Here is a 16,936-nt window from a genome sequence, read left to right on the forward strand (position 1 = left end):
ACCCACAATCGGAGATAATTCCACCAAAATAAAGGATAATCTCTCATTTTTCCATAATTTAGGTAAAAATAAAAAATCCCCCTGCAAAATCAGGAGGATATTAGGATAAGCTTTCCGACGTTTTCTCGATTTTCAGCTCATTTGGGAATTTCGGCACTTCGTGGTGATGTCGGCAGCGTGGCTCATAGGCTTCCGCTGCGCCGACGAGAATGATCGGATCGTCGTAGGAAGCTGGTTCCCCGTTGATGAGACGCTGTGTCCGGCTTGCTGGCGATCCGCAAATGGCACATACCGCCTGAAGCTTGGTCACATTTTCGGCGACTGCCATCAACGCAGGCATCTGGCCGAATGGCTCGCCGCGGAAATCCTGGTCAAGACCAGCAACGATGACACGATAACCGCTGTCTGCGAGATGCTGGACAACCGCCAGAATTTCATTGTCAAAAAACTGCGCTTCATCGATGGCGATGACGTCGATATCAGGATTAATAAAAGTAAAAATATCGGTAGATTTGCCAATCGGCTTGGCAGTAATTGCCGTTCCGTTGTGTGATACAACCGATTCTTCGCTGTAGCGGTTATCCATCGCAGGCTTAAAAACGGCAATTTTTTGCTTGGCAAATTGCGTCCTGCGCACACGGCGGATCAGTTCTTCGGACTTGCCGGAAAACATGCTGCCGCAAATCAATTCTATCCAGCCGCTTTGTTTCATAACATACATGGTCGGCCTCTCCTTCCTCGCTGAAAAAATAGCATTTGCGATCATCTTTTAAGCTTTTTTCGTATTTTTACGTCTCTTTGATGTCATAAAGGTACGAAAAAAGCCTGGTCATAGTTCGACACTTTTTTCAGCTTTTTCCATTATAGCAAAAAAAACAACAGAAAAAAGAAAGTTCCTAAAAAATATTTCTCCCTCTATTAGTACCCAAAAGCAGATGGAAAAAGGCAGTAAAAAACAGGCAAGTCACAAAGCTTCTTGCCTGTTTCGGTTTTTCTTATATTACTGAATTTTTTCTTTAAGACCGTATTTTTTGTTGAAGCGGTCTACACGTCCGCCGGCTTCTGCAAACTTTTGACGTCCAGTATAGAATGGGTGGCATTCAGAGCAAGTTTCAACGCGAATCTCGTTCTTCACAGAACCAGTTTCGAATTCGTTTCCGCAAGCGCAAGTCACCTTAGCTGTTTTGTAATTTGGATGAATTCCTGATTTCATTCTTTTCATCTCCTTCCGCCCTGAATCATATCCGAAACAGAGTTATGCCGTTATTGAAAAAACACACTGACACTATTATACCAAGTCTATCTTTATATTTCAAGCTCAATTTACAAACCAAATTTTGGAATTAGGAACGCTTGTTGTTGCCTTTCATTTCTTCCCCCAAGATCGCGAAGAAATCCTCATTCGATTTGGACAACTTTAGCTTGCGCAGGAATTTTTCCGAGAAATCCGGTGAATCCGACATCGATTTGCGAATCGCCCACAGCTTGTCCAATTGGTCTTTCGGAATGAGCAACTCTTCTTTTCGCGTTCCCGAACGGCGAATGTCGATTGCCGGGAAAATCCTTCTTTCCGCAAGTGCGCGGTCGAGATGCAGCTCCATATTGCCTGTTCCCTTGAACTCTTCATAGATGACATCATCCATGCGGGACCCTGTATCAATCAGCGCAGTTGCGAGAATCGTTAAGCTGCCGCCTTCTTCGATATTGCGGGCAGCTCCGAAAAAGCGCTTAGGACGGTGAAATGCGGCAGGGTCAATACCGCCTGACAAGGTGCGGCCGCTTGGCGGGATAACCAGATTATAGGCACGGGCAAGGCGAGTAATGCTGTCCATCAAAATGATGACATCGCGCTTGTGCTCCACAAGGCGCATCGCACGCTCGAGAACAAGCTCAGCCACTTTAATATGGTTTTCCGGCACTTCGTCAAAGGTAGAGCTGACAACATCGGCGGCAACGGACCGTTCGATATCGGTAACCTCTTCCGGACGCTCGTCGATCAACAGCACAATTAGTTCTGCTTCTGGATGGTTCATGGTAATGCTGTTCGCGATTTCTTTGATCAGCATCGTCTTACCAGCCTTTGGCGGAGCAACAATCAGGCCGCGCTGCCCGAAGCCGACTGGGGCAAGCACATCCATGATTCGTGTTGACACTTTGTTTTGCTCTGTCTCCAGCTTCATCTGGCGATCAGGATACAGCGGCGTCAGTCCAGGGAAATGAACCCTTTCCTTCGCCGATTCCGGGTCATCGCCGTTGACAGCCTCGACTTGAAGCAAGCCAAAATAGCGTTCGTTTTCTTTAGGCGGACGGACCTTCCCCGAAACTTTATCGCCATTTCTTAAATCAAATCGGCGGATCTGCGAAGCCGAGATATAAATATCCTCCGAGCTTGGCGAATAGTTGATTGGGCGCAGGAATCCAAAGCCCTCCGACTGGATAATTTCGAGGACACCTTCCATGAAAAAATAACCCTGCAATTCCGCACGAGCTTTTAAAATAGCAAAAATCAGTTCCTTTTTCGACAGCTTGCTGTAGTAAGAGATTTTATACTCTTTTGCAAGCTCATACAGCTCTTTTAATTTCATATTTTCCAAGCTTGAAATATTAACTTCCATAATGTCACCACGCCTTAAAATATTTCGATTTCCCCCATAAAAAAATGGATAAGAATTTCCGCGTATGGATGGAAAAAGAAGAAATGAGTTCCTTTGAAGGTTGTAAGAAGGAATTAATGAAGGTACAACATTGACATGCATTTTTATCAAAACAATTCTCATTTTACCCTGAAACACAAAAAATAATCAATCTTTTTATTTTCGTTGCCTATAAAAGGGAGCACAAAGGCAGTTCCACCCACAAATCGGGGTCCAAAGATCCGGAGGGAGCCGCCTTCCCTGCTGTTTGAAAATCCTTTATGATTTCATGACTAAGTGCGGCTTTTTCTTCAGGCTGTGCTGGCCTTCGATGAACCGGACTGTACCGGATTTAGCGCGCATGACGATGGAGTGGGTGGAGCCATAGGAGCCTTTGAACTGAACTCCTTTGAGGAGCTCACCGTCTGTTACGCCTGTGGCCGCAAAGATCGCATCGTCGCCGCGGACAAAATCATCCATAAGCAGGATCCGGTTAACATCAATGCCCATACTTTTGCATCGCTCCAGCTCTGCGTCGTTTTGCGGCAGCAGTTTCCCCTGGATCTCACCGCCGAGGCTTTTCAACGCTACCGCTGCGATGACTCCTTCTGGTGCTCCGCCAGATCCAAACAAAATATCTACACCGGTAAAATCAAACGCCGTGTTGATAGCGCCAGCTACATCTCCGTCGTTGATGAGCTTAATCCTAGCTCCAGCATCGCGAAGCTCGGCAATGATCTGCTCATGGCGCGGGCGATACAATACCGTTGCGACAACATCCTCAATATCCTTGTTCTTCGCTTTCGCCACTGCCTTTAGATTATCAAGCACAGAAGCATTGATATCGACCATTCCGACCGCTTCAGGTCCCACCGCCAGCTTATCCATGTACATGTCAGGAGCATGCAGCAGGTTTCCATGATCCGCTACGGCGAGAACAGCAAGTGCATTCCAGCCGCCAGACGCTACGATATTCGTTCCTTCCAATGGGTCTACCGCTACGTCTAACCGCGGGCCAAAGCCTGTCCCAAGCTTTTCACCGATATACAGCATCGGCGCTTCATCCATCTCTCCCTCTCCGATCACGACGGTACCTTTCATCGGGATGGTATCAAACACATCTCTCATTGCCGACGTTGCTGCATCGTCCGCCTCGTCTTTTTTTCCGCGGCCCATCCAGCGGGCGGATGCAAGTGCCGCCGCCTCCGTCACGCGGACAAGTTCCATCGTTAAGCTACGTTCCATATGATCATCCCCTAATCATGAACGGGGCTAATGCCCACCGCAGCCGTATCCCCCTGCCAACTTCCTTCCCAAAAACCTTGGGAATCAAGTGGCTCGATGACAAAATAGGTTATACTATTTTGCAGTTTGGCTCCACATTAGCACCACTATTCGTATAGTACCACTCCATTGTACTATACTTTTTATGATTTTTTCACTTCTTCTTGCTCTTCCGAAGTTAAATCTTCCCGCCAGATTGTCGCGCCAATTCCGTTTAGCTTTTCAACGATGTGGCTGTAGCCGCGATCGATGTGTTCTACTCCCGTCACTTCTGTAACACCTTCAGCGATAAGTCCGGCAATCACAAGCGCCGCTCCAGCTCGGAGGTCGCTTGCCCTGACCTTGGCTCCCTGAAGCTTGATTGGTCCGCTGATGATCGCAGATCTGCCTTCTACCTTAATATTGGCATTCATTCTTCTTAATTCATCGATATGCTTGAAGCGTGCGCCATAGATCGTATCGGTTACGACGCTTGATCCTTCTGCTTTTGTCAGCAAGGCTGTGAACGGCTGTTGCAGGTCGGTCGGAAATCCGGGATAGACGAGCGTTTTAATGTCAATTGCTTTGTACCTGTCCGCCGGGGCAACATAGATTTGTTCATCGCTTACCTCTATCTTCACACCCATTTCCTTCAGCTTGGCCACAAGGGACTCAATATGCTGTGGAATGACGTTGTCAATCGTGACACCTTGCCCAATCGCTGCGCCAAGGATTAAGTATGTTCCCGCCTCGATCCGGTCCGGGATAATCGTGTGGCGGCAGCCGTGAAGCTCGTCGACACCGTCAATGCGGATGACGTCGGTACCGGCGCCTTTGATTTTCGCTCCCATATTGGTGAGCAAGGTTGCTACGTCAATGATTTCCGGTTCTTTTGCGGCATTTTCAATGATCGTGCGCCCCTTCGCTCTTACGGCAGCAAGCATAATATTGATGGTTGCCCCGACGCTTACGACGTCCAAATAGATTCTCGCACCGCGAAGCTCATCTGCCCGAAGATAGATGGCTCCCTGTTCATTTGTCACGCTCGCACCGAGCGCTTCAAATCCTTTTATGTGCTGGTCAATCGGTCTCGGGCCCAAATGGCATCCGCCAGGCAGTCCAATGACAGCCTTTTTGAAACGTCCAAGCATTGCTCCCATCAAATAGTACGAAGCTCGCAGCTTTTTCACTTTTCCATTCGGCAAAGGCATGGAAATCATGGAAGACGGATCAACCGTCATTTCATTGTTTGAGTATTCAACAGAACCACCAATTTCCTCCATCAAGTCCTTGAGCATATGAACATCGGAAATATCCGGCAAACCTTCAATGGTCACAGGCGATTCTGCTAAAATGGTTGCGGGAATTAAGGCTACTGCGCTGTTTTTCGCACCGCTGACTCGAACAGTCCCTTTTAAAGGATAGCCGCCTGCAATCTTAAGCTTTTCCATTTGTGACTCCCTTCTAAGCCGTGATGTAAGGTCGAGCTGGAGATGCAAACAAGGTTACAGCTAAGACCGATTTTGGCTCTACGTAAATTGAATTGCGTGAAATCTATGAGGTATATTTTTTACAACAAGAGTATGAAATTCCCAAACCCCATTCTAAAATGCCTATTACAGACCGCGAGATTCCCAGTCTTTCAAAAATGCTTCGATTCCTTTGTCGGTCAGCGGGTGACTGAACATTTGCTGAATGACTTTGTATGGAACGGTGGCGATGTGCGCGCCTCGCAGTGCTGCGTCTGTTACATGCTGCGGGTGGCGGATTGATGCAGCGATGATTTCCGTATCGATTCCGTGGATCGTGAAAATCTCGGCAATCGTCGAAACCAAGTCGAGTCCATTATGGCCGATGTCATCAAGGCGACCAAGGAAAGGCGATACGTATGTAGCTCCCGCTCTAGCTGCCAGCAATGCCTGGTTCGCACTGAAGACGAGGGTTACATTTGTCTTAATTCCTTCTTTTGAAAATACGGAAACAGCCTTGAGCCCTTCTGGAGTCATCGGAACTTTGACGGTGATGTTTGGCGCGATCCCAGCTAATTCTCTTCCTTCTTTGATCATTCCTTCTGCATCAAGCGCAATGACTTCGGCACTAACAGAACCAGAAACAAGCTGAGTGATTTCCTTCAGGCGGTCTTCAAACTTCACATTCTTTTCTTTGGCGACAAGGGACGGGTTCGTTGTCACCCCTGATACTATTCCAAGTGCATAGGCCTCGCGGATTTCATCCATATTAGCAGTATCGATAAAAAACTTCATTTGTAAACGCCTCCAGTCGAGATAATTTTCAAAACAAAAAACTTAGCCAACCCCTTCAAGCGGAGCGAAATTCGAATTATTCTATAATGGATAAAAACCGCCTTAGGTAAGGCGGTTTCATTCTAATAAACTTTCCGTGCTTTTACGCCTTGTTGGAAGAACCGAATTCGCGCATTTTGCCGATTACCGTTTCCTTAATTGCGTCGCGAGCTGGTCCAAGATATTTACGTGGATCGTATTCGTTCGGCTTTTCTGCCAGTACTTGACGCACTGCTTTAGCTGAAGCAATTTGATTTTCTGTGTTTACATTGATTTTCGCAGTTCCTAAAGAGACGGATTTCTGGATGTCTTTTGTCGGAATACCAGTTCCTCCGTGCAATACTAATGGCACGCCTGCAATTTTGTTGATTTCTTCCATTTCTTTAAAACCTAGCTTAGGTTCACCCTTGTATGGTCCGTGTACGGAGCCAAGTGCCGGTGCAAGGCAGTCGATGCCTGTGCGCTCCACAAGTGTTTTGCACTCTTGAACGTCCGCATAGGTAACGCCGTCCGCAACGACATCATCTTCCTGGCCGCCGACCGTTCCAAGTTCCGCTTCCACTGAAACACCTTTTGAATGAGCGTATTCTACCACTTTTGAAGTGATTTCAATATTCTCTTCGAATGAACTATGGGAAGCATCGATCATAACAGATGTAAAGCCAGCATCAATTGCCTCTTTGCATTTGTCGAAACTCGAACCGTGGTCGAGGTGAATAGCAACAGGAACTGTAATTTGATAGTCCTCCATCAAACCTTCTACCATTTTAACTACCGTTTTAAATCCGCCCATGTAGCGCGCTGCACCTTCAGAAACACCAAGGATTACTGGTGATTTCTCGGCTTCTGCCGCTTGAAGGATCGCTTGAGTGAATTCAAGGTTATTTAAGTTAAATTGCCCAACAGCGTAGCCCTCTGCATTGGCTTTTTTCAGCATTTCAGTCATTGGAACTAATGGCATATCTTTTCCTCCTTCGTTATGATCAATCGTTTTTTTTGATTATGCTACTCTATTAAAGGGTTTCCCTACCCGCTTTTGATTATGTACCCGAGATGGCATTCATCAAAACGAAATGATCCTGTGGAATTCATATGTATCATACCAAAAGAAAATCAGAATTGCCATTGTTCAAGCCTTGTTTTTGCAAGTGTCATAAAAATGATATAATGCAAACGCTGCCAATGGGTCTCAGTCTTTTGAAACTACTTGCAAGTATTTTTTTACCGCCGCGCGGATGTCATCGATATCGAATGGCTTGGCGAAATGAGTCAATGCTCCAAGGCTCATCGCTTCCTTGATCATGTCCAGCTCGCCATAGGCGGTCATAATGATCACTCGTATTTCTGGGTCGATTACTTTCATTCTTTTTAAAATTTCAATTCCATCCATACCCGGAATTTTCATGTCCAGAAGCACAAGATCAGGTGGATGATTCTTAACTAGCTCCAGTGCCTGAACGCCGTTTGCAGCCTGGTACGTTTGATATCCTTCTTTTTGCAGCACTTCATTCAGTAGAATCCTGATGCCGAACTGGTCGTCGACTATTAGTATGTTTTCTTTCATGCCGCCTCTTTCCCCCTAATAAATTATGTAGTAATTTTATACATGTATGATCGAGGAAACGGTTGATATATCCCCATTTATACAGTTCGTGATAATACAAGAAATTCCTGCCATATTTTTAAAGATATTTTTCAACAGATGCTTTTTTCTTGCGATTGTAGTACTTTACATTAGTATAGGCAAAGAACGGAGGTACAGGAATGTTAAAAATGTTTTCAACACAACTTGGCGGCTACTTTCAGCGGCTGCTGGAAAAAGAAGCATTTGCACTTGAGGATGGAGCAAGGTTGCTCGCACAGGCGGCTGCTGGGGAAGGCAGAATCTGGATTTATGGAACAAGGGAAATGAAGGCTGTTGAACTCGAGGCCATTTACGGCGAAGAACCACTTGCGTCCGCATGCATCTTATCGGATGAGATAGAAGTGGATGACGCCGACCGCGTGCTGATCGTCAGCCGCTATGCTGATGACGAAGAAGCAGTCGAAATCGCAGCCATTTTACAGGAAAAAGCGATCCCATTCGTGGCAGTTTCTACTGTTCGGACTGAAGGGAAGGGATTGAATACGCTCGCAGATGTCCATATAGACTTGCGAATCACCAAAGGACTGCTGCCCGATGAACTCGGCAACAGAGTTGGCTATCCCACTTCTATTGCCGGATTGTTCCTCTATTTTGGCCTGAAATTCACGATCGAAGAAATATTGGCAGAGTATTAACCGCGTAAAAAAAAGCCAGAGATATGCTGAGGCCACTGAAAATCTGCCGATATTTAAGATTTTCTAGAAAATCCAAACGAAAAGAACCGGTTCTTTTTCTGTAAGGACTTAGTTTGATTGTTTGTTGCATAGACATCATTGAAACCACCCAATTCGACTAGATTGATTCTATTATAAAATAAAAGCCGCCCGAATCCTTAAAAAAGTAAAGGATTTGAACGGCTTATAGTTTGTCTACCACATAGGTCTAGTAGCACTAGGTTGATTGGAACGGAAGGTGTGCGTAGACTCCTGCGGGATCCAGGCGCTTAGGAGGCTCACCGCACGCCCCGCGACCTGGAGTGGAGATCAACCGGTCCATTTTAACAAGGCCAACCTTTAAGGACTTTTTCAGTGGCCTCGATATGCTCCGGCTTTTTTTTACGGTTATTTTTTCGTTTTAATAGATGCTTCAATAAAGTCTCTGAATAATGGCTGTGGTCGAGTTGGTCTTGATGTGAATTCAGGATGGAACTGCGATGCCAAGAACCAAGGGTGGTCCTTCAGTTCGATGATTTCAACCAAACGGCCATCTGGGCTTGTCCCAGAGAAGATAAAGCCTTGCTTTTCCATTGCCTGACGGTATTCGTTGTTGAACTCGTAACGATGGCGATGGCGTTCATATATTAGGTCATCACCGTAAGCAGCGAAGGCTTTTGAGTCTTCGACAAGTTTACAAGGATATAGCCCGAGGCGAAGTGTTCCGCCAAGATCTTCAATATCCTTCTGCTCTGGAAGAAGGTCGATGATTGGATAAGGTGTGTTTGGCATGATTTCCGCTGAGTGAGCATCCTTCAGTCCAAGAACATGACGTGCAAACTCAACAGATGCCAGCTGCATGCCAAGGCAAATTCCGAAGAAAGGCACTTTGTTCTCACGCGCATACTGAGTCGCAAGAATTTTTCCTTCGATTCCGCGATCGCCGAATCCGCCTGGAACAAGAATGCCATTGACGTCATCCAGCAATTCAACGACATTTTCAGTTGTTACTTCCTCTGCGTTTATCCACTTGATTTCAATATCACTGTCAAATGCATAGCCTGCGTGCTTCAAAGATTCCACGACAGAAATATAGGCATCCTGCAGTTCCACATATTTGCCGACAAGGGCAATTCTTGTCTTGCCAGTAAGATGCGTTACTTTTTCGACCAATGCACGCCACTCGGTCATGTCTGCATCATTGCATTCCAGTTTGAAGTGATCGCATACAAGCTGATCCATCTTCTGCTCCTGCAGGGCCAAAGGGATGGAATAAAGTGTTTCCGCATCTGCCGCCTCAATAACCGCTTCCTTAGCGATATCTCCGAACAGAGCGATCTTGTCCTTCATCTCCTGGGAGATCGGCATTTCGGTGCGAAGAACGATAATATTTGGCTGGATTCCCAGGCTGCGCAATTCTTTTACGCTGTGCTGGGTCGGCTTCGTTTTCATTTCACCGGCAGCCTTAATGTAAGGAACGAGCGTACAGTGGATGTACATCACATTGTCACGACCGGCATCATTCTTAATCTGGCGGATTGCTTCCAGAAACGGCAGCGACTCGATGTCCCCAACTGTACCGCCGATTTCCGTAATGACAACATCTGCGCCTGTCTCTTTGCCAGCACGGAACACCTTTTCCTTGATTTCATTGGTAATATGCGGAATCACCTGTACCGTTCCTCCGAGGTAATCACCGCGGCGCTCTTTTTTCAACACCGTTGAGTAAATTTTCCCGGTTGTCACGTTAGAGTATTTGTTCAGGTTGATATCGATGAAGCGCTCATAATGGCCGAGGTCGAGGTCAGTCTCTGCGCCATCGTCGGTTACGAATACTTCTCCGTGCTGGTACGGACTCATTGTTCCGGGGTCCACGTTAATATATGGATCAAACTTCTGGATTGTTACGTTCAAACCCCTGTTTTTCAGCAATCTTCCAAGGGATGCTGCCGTGATTCCTTTCCCTAAGGACGAAACTACTCCGCCCGTCACAAAAATATACTTTGACATTGGTAATCCCCCCATCAACAGTTTGTGCAATCTGCACCTGTTTCATTGATTTATTTTTAGATCGCCAGCTTTCTGTTTCGGCAAGCGGATAGCAAGGATAAAGCCAGTATCGGTCAGCCTCGACGAACGCCTCGCTGACCTCCCTACTCTCTAAAAAAAATAAAAAAACGCCCCGCATACAGGATGGGAGCGTTTTGTGGCTGTTTTACTTACTCTCCTTTTAAGGAGCCCAAAAAGTATTCTACATTCGGTAAATAGAAAAGTCAAGCTGTTAATTATCGTTCTTCTTCGTCTTCATCCTCGAGATCTTCTTCTTCGAGCGGGAGGTCTGCGTCTTCATCTTCAAGCAGCTTTTCATCGTCTTCGAAATCGTCGGAATCCTCTAGATCATCATCAAAGTCTTCCTCGTCATCCTCGAGCACATCATCATCATCGTCGTCCTCGTCATCGAATTCGTCGATCGCATCATAGTCGAGGTCTTCCTCATCGATTTCATCGAATTCCTCAAGATCTAGATCCTCTTCAGCGACAACCTTCTTTGCCTTCTTCTTTTTCGGCTTGACTGTGGTAACATTGTCTTCTTCCATCTGGTCGACTGGGTACCAGACGCGAAGACCCCAACGCCCTTCGCTTTGGGACATGAAACGTCCATCTATATTTATATCTGTATAAAATTGAACCGTTTTTTCAGCAACATCGGCCTTGTCCAATTTAAGGAGCTTCTTAACTTCAGCCATCAGCTCCTGAAATGTGATTGCTTGCTTCTTTTCTTTTAAAATTTCAAATCCAACTTCAATCATTGACATTTCTTGAAGCTCTTCTTTTGAGTATTGGCTTAAACTCAATTTTCGCACTTCCTTTCTCTATTCCAGGCCTTTACCCGGCCATCCGTCCGAAAATAAGGAAAATATCCCAGAATGCATATTCTACATTATAAACAAATATTACACCTTTATGCCAGTTTTATCTGCCATTCCCCCGGCTTTTTTCGCTTTCGATTTCTTCTTCCCCTTTGCCAGCCTTCCTTCTACTGTTCCATTGGCTCAATGCCAGTAAAAAAAAGACGATGGCTAAAATGTAAAATGGAATGGCGCCAAGCTCACGCTGGTAAAGATAATATATGGTAGCAGCAGCCACCACTGCCCCTGCCGTAAACAAAACCGATTTCACAATATTCACATCCTGAACTACGTCATATGTATAAGCAGCTAACTAGATTATATAAGATTTTCTGCCAAAAAGGACGGGAAATTTTATGAAAACGCCAGGAATGTTTCCTAGAGCATGAAATACAGGATGGCTCCTAGTTGCCCTAAGCCATCCCATTCCTTCATTTGCGATTTTTTTTGAGGGAAAATTTACATATTTCTGCGGAACTGGCCGCCTACTTCGTACAGCGCCCTTGTGATCTGTCCAAGACTTGCGAATTGGACGGTTTCCATCAGTTCTGCAAAAATATTGCCGCCGCTTACCGCTGTTTCCTTCAGCCGCTCGAGCGCTGCTTCGGACTGGTCTTGACTCTTGTTTTTGAATGCTTGGAGATTGCGGATTTGTGTTTCTTTTTCTTCTTTTGTCGCACGGGCAAGCTCCATTTTGTCGATCTCTTCCTCTGATGGGGGATTTGGATTTAAGTACGTGTTCACCCCGATAATCGGCAGCTCCCCTGAATGCTTTTTCATTTCATAGTACATAGATTCATCCTGGATTTTGCCGCGCTGATACTGGGTTTCCATCGCACCAAGCACGCCGCCCCGGTCATTGATTCGTTCAAATTCCTGAAGAACGGCTTCTTCTACTAAATCAGTCAGCTCTTCAATGATGAATGCGCCCTGCAGCGGGTTTTCGTTCTTTGTTAAACCGTGCTCCTTCGTGATGATCATCTGAATGGCCATTGCGCGGCGCACAGATTCTTCTGTGGGCGTGGTGATTGCTTCGTCATACGCATTTGTGTGAAGCGAGTTGCAGTTATCATGCAATGCCATCAAAGCCTGGAGCGTCGTGCGAATATCATTGAAGTCAATTTCTTGTGCGTGAAGCGAACGTCCCGATGTCTGGATATGATACTTCAGCTTCTGGCTTCGCTCATTTGCCCCGTACTTGTTCTTCATGACTATCGCCCAAATGCGGCGGGCAACTCTGCCAATTACTGAATATTCCGGGTCAAGACCGTTTGAAAAGAAGAAGCTCAAGTTTGGTGCAAAATCATCGATCTTCATCCCTCTGCTTAAATAGTACTCCACATACGTGAAGCCGTTTGAGAGTGTGAACGCCAGCTGGGAAATCGGATTGGCACCGGCTTCAGCAATATGGTAGCCGGAAATGGATACAGAATAATAATTTCGAACCTTTTCGTCAATAAAATATTGCTGGATATCGCCCATCATTCGCAGTGCGAATTCGGTGGAGAAGATACAAGTATTCTGTCCTTGATCTTCTTTTAATATATCTGCCTGGACGGTACCGCGGACAGTTTGCAGTGTTATTTTCCTGACATTGGCAAACTCTTCCTCATTCAGCTTGCAGCCAAGCTCCTGTTCTTTCCTTGCAACCTGTTGATCAATCGCTGTGTTCATAAACATTGCCAGAATGATCGGTGCCGGTCCATTGATGGTCATCGATACGGATGTGGATGGATGGCAAAGGTCAAATCCTGCATACAATTTTTTCATGTCATCAAGGGTACAGACGCTAACACCACTCTCGCCGACCTTGCCGTAAATATCTGGACGGTAATCAGGGTCTTCACCGTAAAGAGTGACCGAGTCAAAAGCTGTGCTCAATCGCTTCGCATTGTCGTCCTTAGACAGATAATGGAAACGACGGTTCGTCCGTTCCGGTGTTCCCTCACCTGCAAACTGGCGTTTCGGATCCTCCCCTTCACGCTTAAATGGAAAAACGCCTGCAGTGTATGGGAAGCTGCCAGGTACGTTCTCAAGGTATACCCAGCGAAGAATTTCGCCGTAATCCTTGTATTTTGGCAATGCTATTTTCGGGATGCTTAAGCCTGACAAGCTCTTTGTCCTGAGCTCCGTGACGATTTCTTTGTCGCGGATTTTCGTCACGAACTTCTCTCCGCTGTACTTTTCCTTTAGAGACTTCCAGTTTTCTAGAATGTTTCTCGTTTCCGTTGTCAATTTGCTTTCTATTTCTTGTTTCATCTTTTGCAGAAAAGAAAGAACTTCCCCGTTTGCATCTTTTTCTTTTGCCGCTTCGATTGCCCCGTCGATTTGGAACAGTCTGCGGGCAAGGCTTGCCTGCTCAGCTGCTTGTTTATGGTAGCCGCGAACCGTTTCCGAGATTTCACGGAGGTAGTACCGGCGGTCATTCGGAATGATGATATTTTGTTTTTCGACGACTGCATTGGTAGAGAGTGAGGTGGACCAGTCTGTACCCGCTTTTTCATTGATTTTATCAACCAGAGCAGCAAACAATGCGTTCGTGCCTGGATCATTGAACTGGCTGGCAATCGTGCCGTACACCGGCATTTCCTCTAACTCTTTGTCCCATAACAGATGGCTGCGCTGAAATTGTTTTTGCACTTGGCGCTTTGCGTCCTCTGAGCCTTTTCGTTCAAACTTATTGATGACAATCAAGTCGGCATAGTCAATCATGTCAATCTTCTCCAGCTGTGACGGTGCACCGAATTCGCTTGTCATCACATACATCGAAACATCACATACTTCGGTAATCCCTGCATCACCCTGACCAATACCGCTCGTTTCGACGATCACGAGGTCAAAGCCTGCTGCTTTTACGACCTCAATGGCATCCTTGATCGCAAGCGATAATTCTGACTTTGAGTGTCTCGTCGCCAGGCTGCGCATATAAACGCGCGGAGAAAAAATCGCGTTCATGCGAATCCGGTCACCTAAAAGGGCTCCGCCTGTTTTTAGCTTCGTAGGATCGACGGATAAAATTGCTACCCGCTTTTCGGGAATCTCATTGAGAAAGCGTCTGATCAACTCGTCCGTCAAGGAGCTTTTCCCCGAACCGCCTGTACCCGTGATTCCGACAACCGGAACGGGTTTTGTCAGCATCTTCACTTTTTTCATCAAGCTTTCCACGGCAGCGGCCGTTTCTTTTTCCGAACCAACGTGCTGCTCGGCAAGCGTGATTAGCTTGGCAACAGCATTCGGATCTCCGTTTGTCAGTTTTTCGATTTCCTCTACCCCTTCGGTTGTCACTGTCGGGAAATCACACTCCTTGATCATTTGCTCAATCATGCCGTTAAGGCCATATTTCCTGCCATCCTCCGGCGAGAAGATACGGGCAATCCCGTATTCTTGGAGCGCTTTTATTTCCCGAGGAATGATAACACCGCCGCCACCGCCGTAAATTCGAATGTGCGAAGCACCCTTTTCCTTCAGGAGATCATACATATAGGTAAAATATTCAACATGCCCGCCCTGATAGGAAGAAATCGCAATTCCTTGAACATCCTCCTGGATCGCCGCATTGACAACCTCCTCGACAGAGCGATTATGACCAAGGTGAATAACCTCGCCCCCCATTGACTGGATGATTCTACGCATAATGTTGATCGAGGCATCATGACCGTCAAACAAACTTGAAGCTGTCACAAAGCGAATATGATTCGTTGGCGTGTAACTCATTTTCTTCCCCCTGTTCCTAGTTTCATTTCCGATCCCTTGATCCCCTTAAAAAGCAAATCTGTCTGCAGTTGGGTATACTCGTCGAGCGTATACAATTTTTGCAGTGCCCAGCGGCGGAATCCCCACATCTGCCCTTGGACAAAAATAGTATGAGCGATGAGTTTGATCTGTTTTTCTTCGAGATCAAGCTCACCATTTTCGACGCAGCGCTCGATCACATTCTCAAACATCTCCACCATCTCGATTTCTTTTTCCAACACATAGGGAAGGGCATCCTTTGTCAGCGATTTTACCTCCTGGTACATGACGAGCACTTCGTCCTGCAAATCATCCATGACTTTGAAGTAATTAGCGATGCCGACCTTCAGGCTCTCGAGTGTTCCCTTTTTCGTGTCGAGATTTTCCTGAAGACGGTCAGAAACTTCGTCATAGATGCTGTCGCAGACTAGGTATAGCACATCTTCCTTCGTACGGATGTATTCGTAAAGGGTTCCGATGCTAAAGCCTGAAGCCCGGGCAATCTCTCTAGTCGTCGTGCGGTGGAAGCCCTTCTGCTTAAAAAGGGTTACGGCCCCTTTGATCATTTGGTCGCGCCTTTTTTTCACAAGTCGCTCATCTTTTACCGACGCCTGCACTTCTCGCTTTTTCATCTTCTGTCCCGCCCTGTTATTTTGTCAGCATTCTTGAAATAACAAGACGCTGGATTTCCTGTGTTCCTTCATATATTTGCGTGATTTTCGCATCGCGCATGAAGCGTTCCACTGGATAGTCCTTTGTATAGCCGTAGCCGCCGAAAACCTGAACGGCTTCGGTTGTCACTTTCATCGCAGTGTCGCCGGCAAATAGTTTGGACATTGCCGATTCCTTGCCGTATGGAAGACCTTCAGACTCAAGCCAAGCAGCCTGGTAGGTTAATAGTCTTGCCGCCTCAATCGATGTCGCCATATCCGCAAGCTTGAAACTAATTCCCTGGTTTGCAGCGATCGGCTTGCCGAATTGTTGGCGTTCCCTCGCATAATCAACTGCCGCATCAAGCGCCCCTTGGGCAATACCAACTGCCTGGGCGGCGATCCCGTTCCGGCCGCCATCAAGCGTCTTCATCGCGATTTTGAAGCCTTCACCTACTTCACCTAGAATGTTTTCCTTTGGAACCCGGCAGTCTTCAAAAATGATTTCTGTAGTTGGAGAGGACCGGATGCCCATCTTCTTTTCCTTCTTGCCGACCGAAAATCCGGGAAAGCTGCTTTCGACGATGAACGCAGTTGTTCCTTTATGCTTGCTGGACGGATCAGTCAGCGCAAACACCACGTAAATTTCCGCTTCGCCGCCGTTTGTAGTGAAAATTTTCGAGCCATTCAGTAGATAATGATCTCCATCTTCCTTCGCTGTTGTTCTCATTGCACCTGCATCAGATCCGCTGCCTGGCTCAGTCAGGCAGTATGCGCCGATGCTTTTCCCTTCAGCAAGCGGACGCAAATATTTTTGTTTCTGCTCTTCGTTTCCATACTTGAAGATCGGCCAGCCGGCAAGGGAAGTATGCGCTGACAGCATGACCCCAGTCGATGCACAAACACGGGATAGTTCTTCCACCGCAATGCAGTATGCCAGGTAATCACTGCCGATGCCGCCGTATTCTTCCGGCCAAGGAATACCAGTTAGTCCCAGTTCCGCCATTTTATCAAAGATCTCGCGGTCAAAACGTTCCTCCTCATCGCGCTCAGCAGCCGTCGGAGCCACTTCATTTCTCGCAAAATCCCGGACCATTTTCCTGATCATTTCATGTTCTTCCGATAATCGAAAATTCATTATTGTTTCC

At 46.6% G+C, this 16,936-nt stretch carries 15 protein-coding genes; 1 reads left to right on the forward strand and 14 read right to left on the reverse strand.

Annotated features, from left to right (window positions below; genetic code table 11):
* Window positions 1–100: 100 nt before the first annotated feature.
* The 8 genes from J2S25_RS10295 to J2S25_RS10330 form a co-directional block, all read right to left on the reverse strand.
* Window positions 101–721 carry a thymidine kinase gene (locus tag J2S25_RS10295; protein WP_044392843.1) on the reverse strand — a complete coding sequence of 207 codons (621 nt, stop codon included), beginning with the start codon at window positions 719–721 and terminating at the stop codon, window positions 101–103.
* Window positions 722–1,000: 279 nt separating this feature from the next.
* On the reverse strand, window positions 1,001–1,213 hold the full coding sequence (gene rpmE / locus J2S25_RS10300; protein ID WP_044392741.1) for a 50S ribosomal protein L31: 213 nt from the start codon (window positions 1,211–1,213) through the stop codon (window positions 1,001–1,003).
* 130 nt (window positions 1,214–1,343) lie between these two features.
* Entirely contained in the window at window positions 1,344–2,615 is a 1,272-nt protein-coding gene (gene rho, locus J2S25_RS10305; RefSeq protein WP_044392791.1) for a transcription termination factor Rho, read from the reverse strand.
* 297 nt (window positions 2,616–2,912) lie between these two features.
* Window positions 2,913–3,878, reverse strand: coding sequence for a class II fructose-bisphosphatase (glpX, locus tag J2S25_RS10310; RefSeq protein ID WP_044392742.1), 966 nt, complete (start codon window positions 3,876–3,878; stop codon window positions 2,913–2,915).
* A gap of 182 nt (window positions 3,879–4,060) precedes the next feature.
* Complete coding sequence (gene murA / locus J2S25_RS10315) at window positions 4,061–5,347, reverse strand: UDP-N-acetylglucosamine 1-carboxyvinyltransferase (RefSeq protein ID WP_044392743.1); 1,287 nt, start codon at window positions 5,345–5,347, stop codon at window positions 4,061–4,063.
* 165 nt (window positions 5,348–5,512) lie between these two features.
* Window positions 5,513–6,160, reverse strand: coding sequence for a fructose-6-phosphate aldolase (fsa, locus tag J2S25_RS10320; protein WP_307191821.1), 648 nt, complete (start codon window positions 6,158–6,160; stop codon window positions 5,513–5,515).
* A 142-nt stretch (window positions 6,161–6,302) separates the two neighbouring features.
* Window positions 6,303–7,160, reverse strand: coding sequence for a class II fructose-bisphosphate aldolase (locus J2S25_RS10325; RefSeq protein WP_044392746.1), 858 nt, complete (start codon window positions 7,158–7,160; stop codon window positions 6,303–6,305).
* 228 nt (window positions 7,161–7,388) lie between these two features.
* The gene (locus tag J2S25_RS10330) at window positions 7,389–7,763 is read right to left on the reverse strand and encodes a response regulator (RefSeq protein WP_044392748.1); all 375 of its coding nucleotides are present in this window, start codon (window positions 7,761–7,763) and stop codon (window positions 7,389–7,391) included.
* Between the two features lie 200 nt (window positions 7,764–7,963).
* Between J2S25_RS10330 and J2S25_RS10335 the strand changes: the two genes are divergently transcribed.
* Complete coding sequence (locus tag J2S25_RS10335; protein ID WP_044392750.1) at window positions 7,964–8,479, forward strand: DUF2529 domain-containing protein; 516 nt, start codon at window positions 7,964–7,966, stop codon at window positions 8,477–8,479.
* 426 nt (window positions 8,480–8,905) lie between these two features.
* Here the strand turns inward: J2S25_RS10335 and pyrG are convergent, their stop codons facing one another.
* From pyrG to J2S25_RS10365, 6 genes are all read right to left on the reverse strand, one after another.
* Window positions 8,906–10,507: a CTP synthase gene (pyrG, locus tag J2S25_RS10340; RefSeq protein ID WP_044392752.1), complete on the reverse strand. Its 1,602-nt coding sequence runs from the start codon at window positions 10,505–10,507 to the stop codon at window positions 8,906–8,908.
* A gap of 275 nt (window positions 10,508–10,782) precedes the next feature.
* Complete coding sequence (gene rpoE, locus J2S25_RS10345) at window positions 10,783–11,352, reverse strand: DNA-directed RNA polymerase subunit delta (protein WP_044392754.1); 570 nt, start codon at window positions 11,350–11,352, stop codon at window positions 10,783–10,785.
* Window positions 11,353–11,470: 118 nt separating this feature from the next.
* Window positions 11,471–11,677, reverse strand: a complete 207-nt coding sequence (locus tag J2S25_RS10350; protein ID WP_044392756.1) for a hypothetical protein — start codon at window positions 11,675–11,677, stop codon at window positions 11,471–11,473.
* 188 nt (window positions 11,678–11,865) lie between these two features.
* Window positions 11,866–15,120, reverse strand: a complete 3,255-nt coding sequence (icmF, locus tag J2S25_RS10355; RefSeq protein WP_307191822.1) for a fused isobutyryl-CoA mutase/GTPase IcmF — start codon at window positions 15,118–15,120, stop codon at window positions 11,866–11,868.
* Entirely contained in the window at window positions 15,117–15,770 is a 654-nt protein-coding gene (locus tag J2S25_RS10360; RefSeq protein WP_307191823.1) for a TetR/AcrR family transcriptional regulator, read from the reverse strand. The genes icmF and J2S25_RS10360 overlap by 4 nt, the downstream gene beginning before the upstream one ends.
* Before the next feature lie 16 nt (window positions 15,771–15,786).
* Window positions 15,787–16,926: an acyl-CoA dehydrogenase gene (locus tag J2S25_RS10365; protein WP_044392762.1), complete on the reverse strand. Its 1,140-nt coding sequence runs from the start codon at window positions 16,924–16,926 to the stop codon at window positions 15,787–15,789.
* Window positions 16,927–16,936: the final 10 nt, after the last annotated feature.

Origin of the sequence: Mesobacillus stamsii (assembly GCF_030814065.1) — a bacterium.
GTDB classification, from domain to species: domain Bacteria; phylum Bacillota; class Bacilli; order Bacillales; family Cytobacillaceae; genus Mesobacillus; species Mesobacillus stamsii.

Coding starts and splice junctions, on each gene's coding strand:
- J2S25_RS10295 (WP_044392843.1), bottom strand. CDS start 721: ATGTATGTTATGAAACAAAGCGGCTGGATAGAATTGATTTGCGGCAGC.
- rpmE (WP_044392741.1), bottom strand. CDS start 1,213: ATGAAATCAGGAATTCATCCAAATTACAAAACAGCTAAGGTGACTTGC.
- rho (WP_044392791.1), bottom strand. CDS start 2,615: ATGGAAGTTAATATTTCAAGCTTGGAAAATATGAAATTAAAAGAGCTG.
- glpX (WP_044392742.1), bottom strand. CDS start 3,878: ATGGAACGTAGCTTAACGATGGAACTTGTCCGCGTGACGGAGGCGGCG.
- murA (WP_044392743.1), bottom strand. CDS start 5,347: ATGGAAAAGCTTAAGATTGCAGGCGGCTATCCTTTAAAAGGGACTGTT.
- fsa (WP_307191821.1), bottom strand. CDS start 6,160: ATGAAGTTTTTTATCGATACTGCTAATATGGATGAAATCCGCGAGGCC.
- J2S25_RS10325 (WP_044392746.1), bottom strand. CDS start 7,160: ATGCCATTAGTTCCAATGACTGAAATGCTGAAAAAAGCCAATGCAGAG.
- J2S25_RS10330 (WP_044392748.1), bottom strand. CDS start 7,763: ATGAAAGAAAACATACTAATAGTCGACGACCAGTTCGGCATCAGGATT.
- J2S25_RS10335 (WP_044392750.1), top strand. CDS start 7,964: ATGTTAAAAATGTTTTCAACACAACTTGGCGGCTACTTTCAGCGGCTG.
- pyrG (WP_044392752.1), bottom strand. CDS start 10,507: ATGTCAAAGTATATTTTTGTGACGGGCGGAGTAGTTTCGTCCTTAGGG.
- icmF (WP_307191822.1), bottom strand. CDS start 15,120: ATGAGTTACACGCCAACGAATCATATTCGCTTTGTGACAGCTTCAAGT.
- J2S25_RS10360 (WP_307191823.1), bottom strand. CDS start 15,770: ATGAAAAAGCGAGAAGTGCAGGCGTCGGTAAAAGATGAGCGACTTGTG.
- J2S25_RS10365 (WP_044392762.1), bottom strand. CDS start 16,926: ATGAATTTTCGATTATCGGAAGAACATGAAATGATCAGGAAAATGGTC.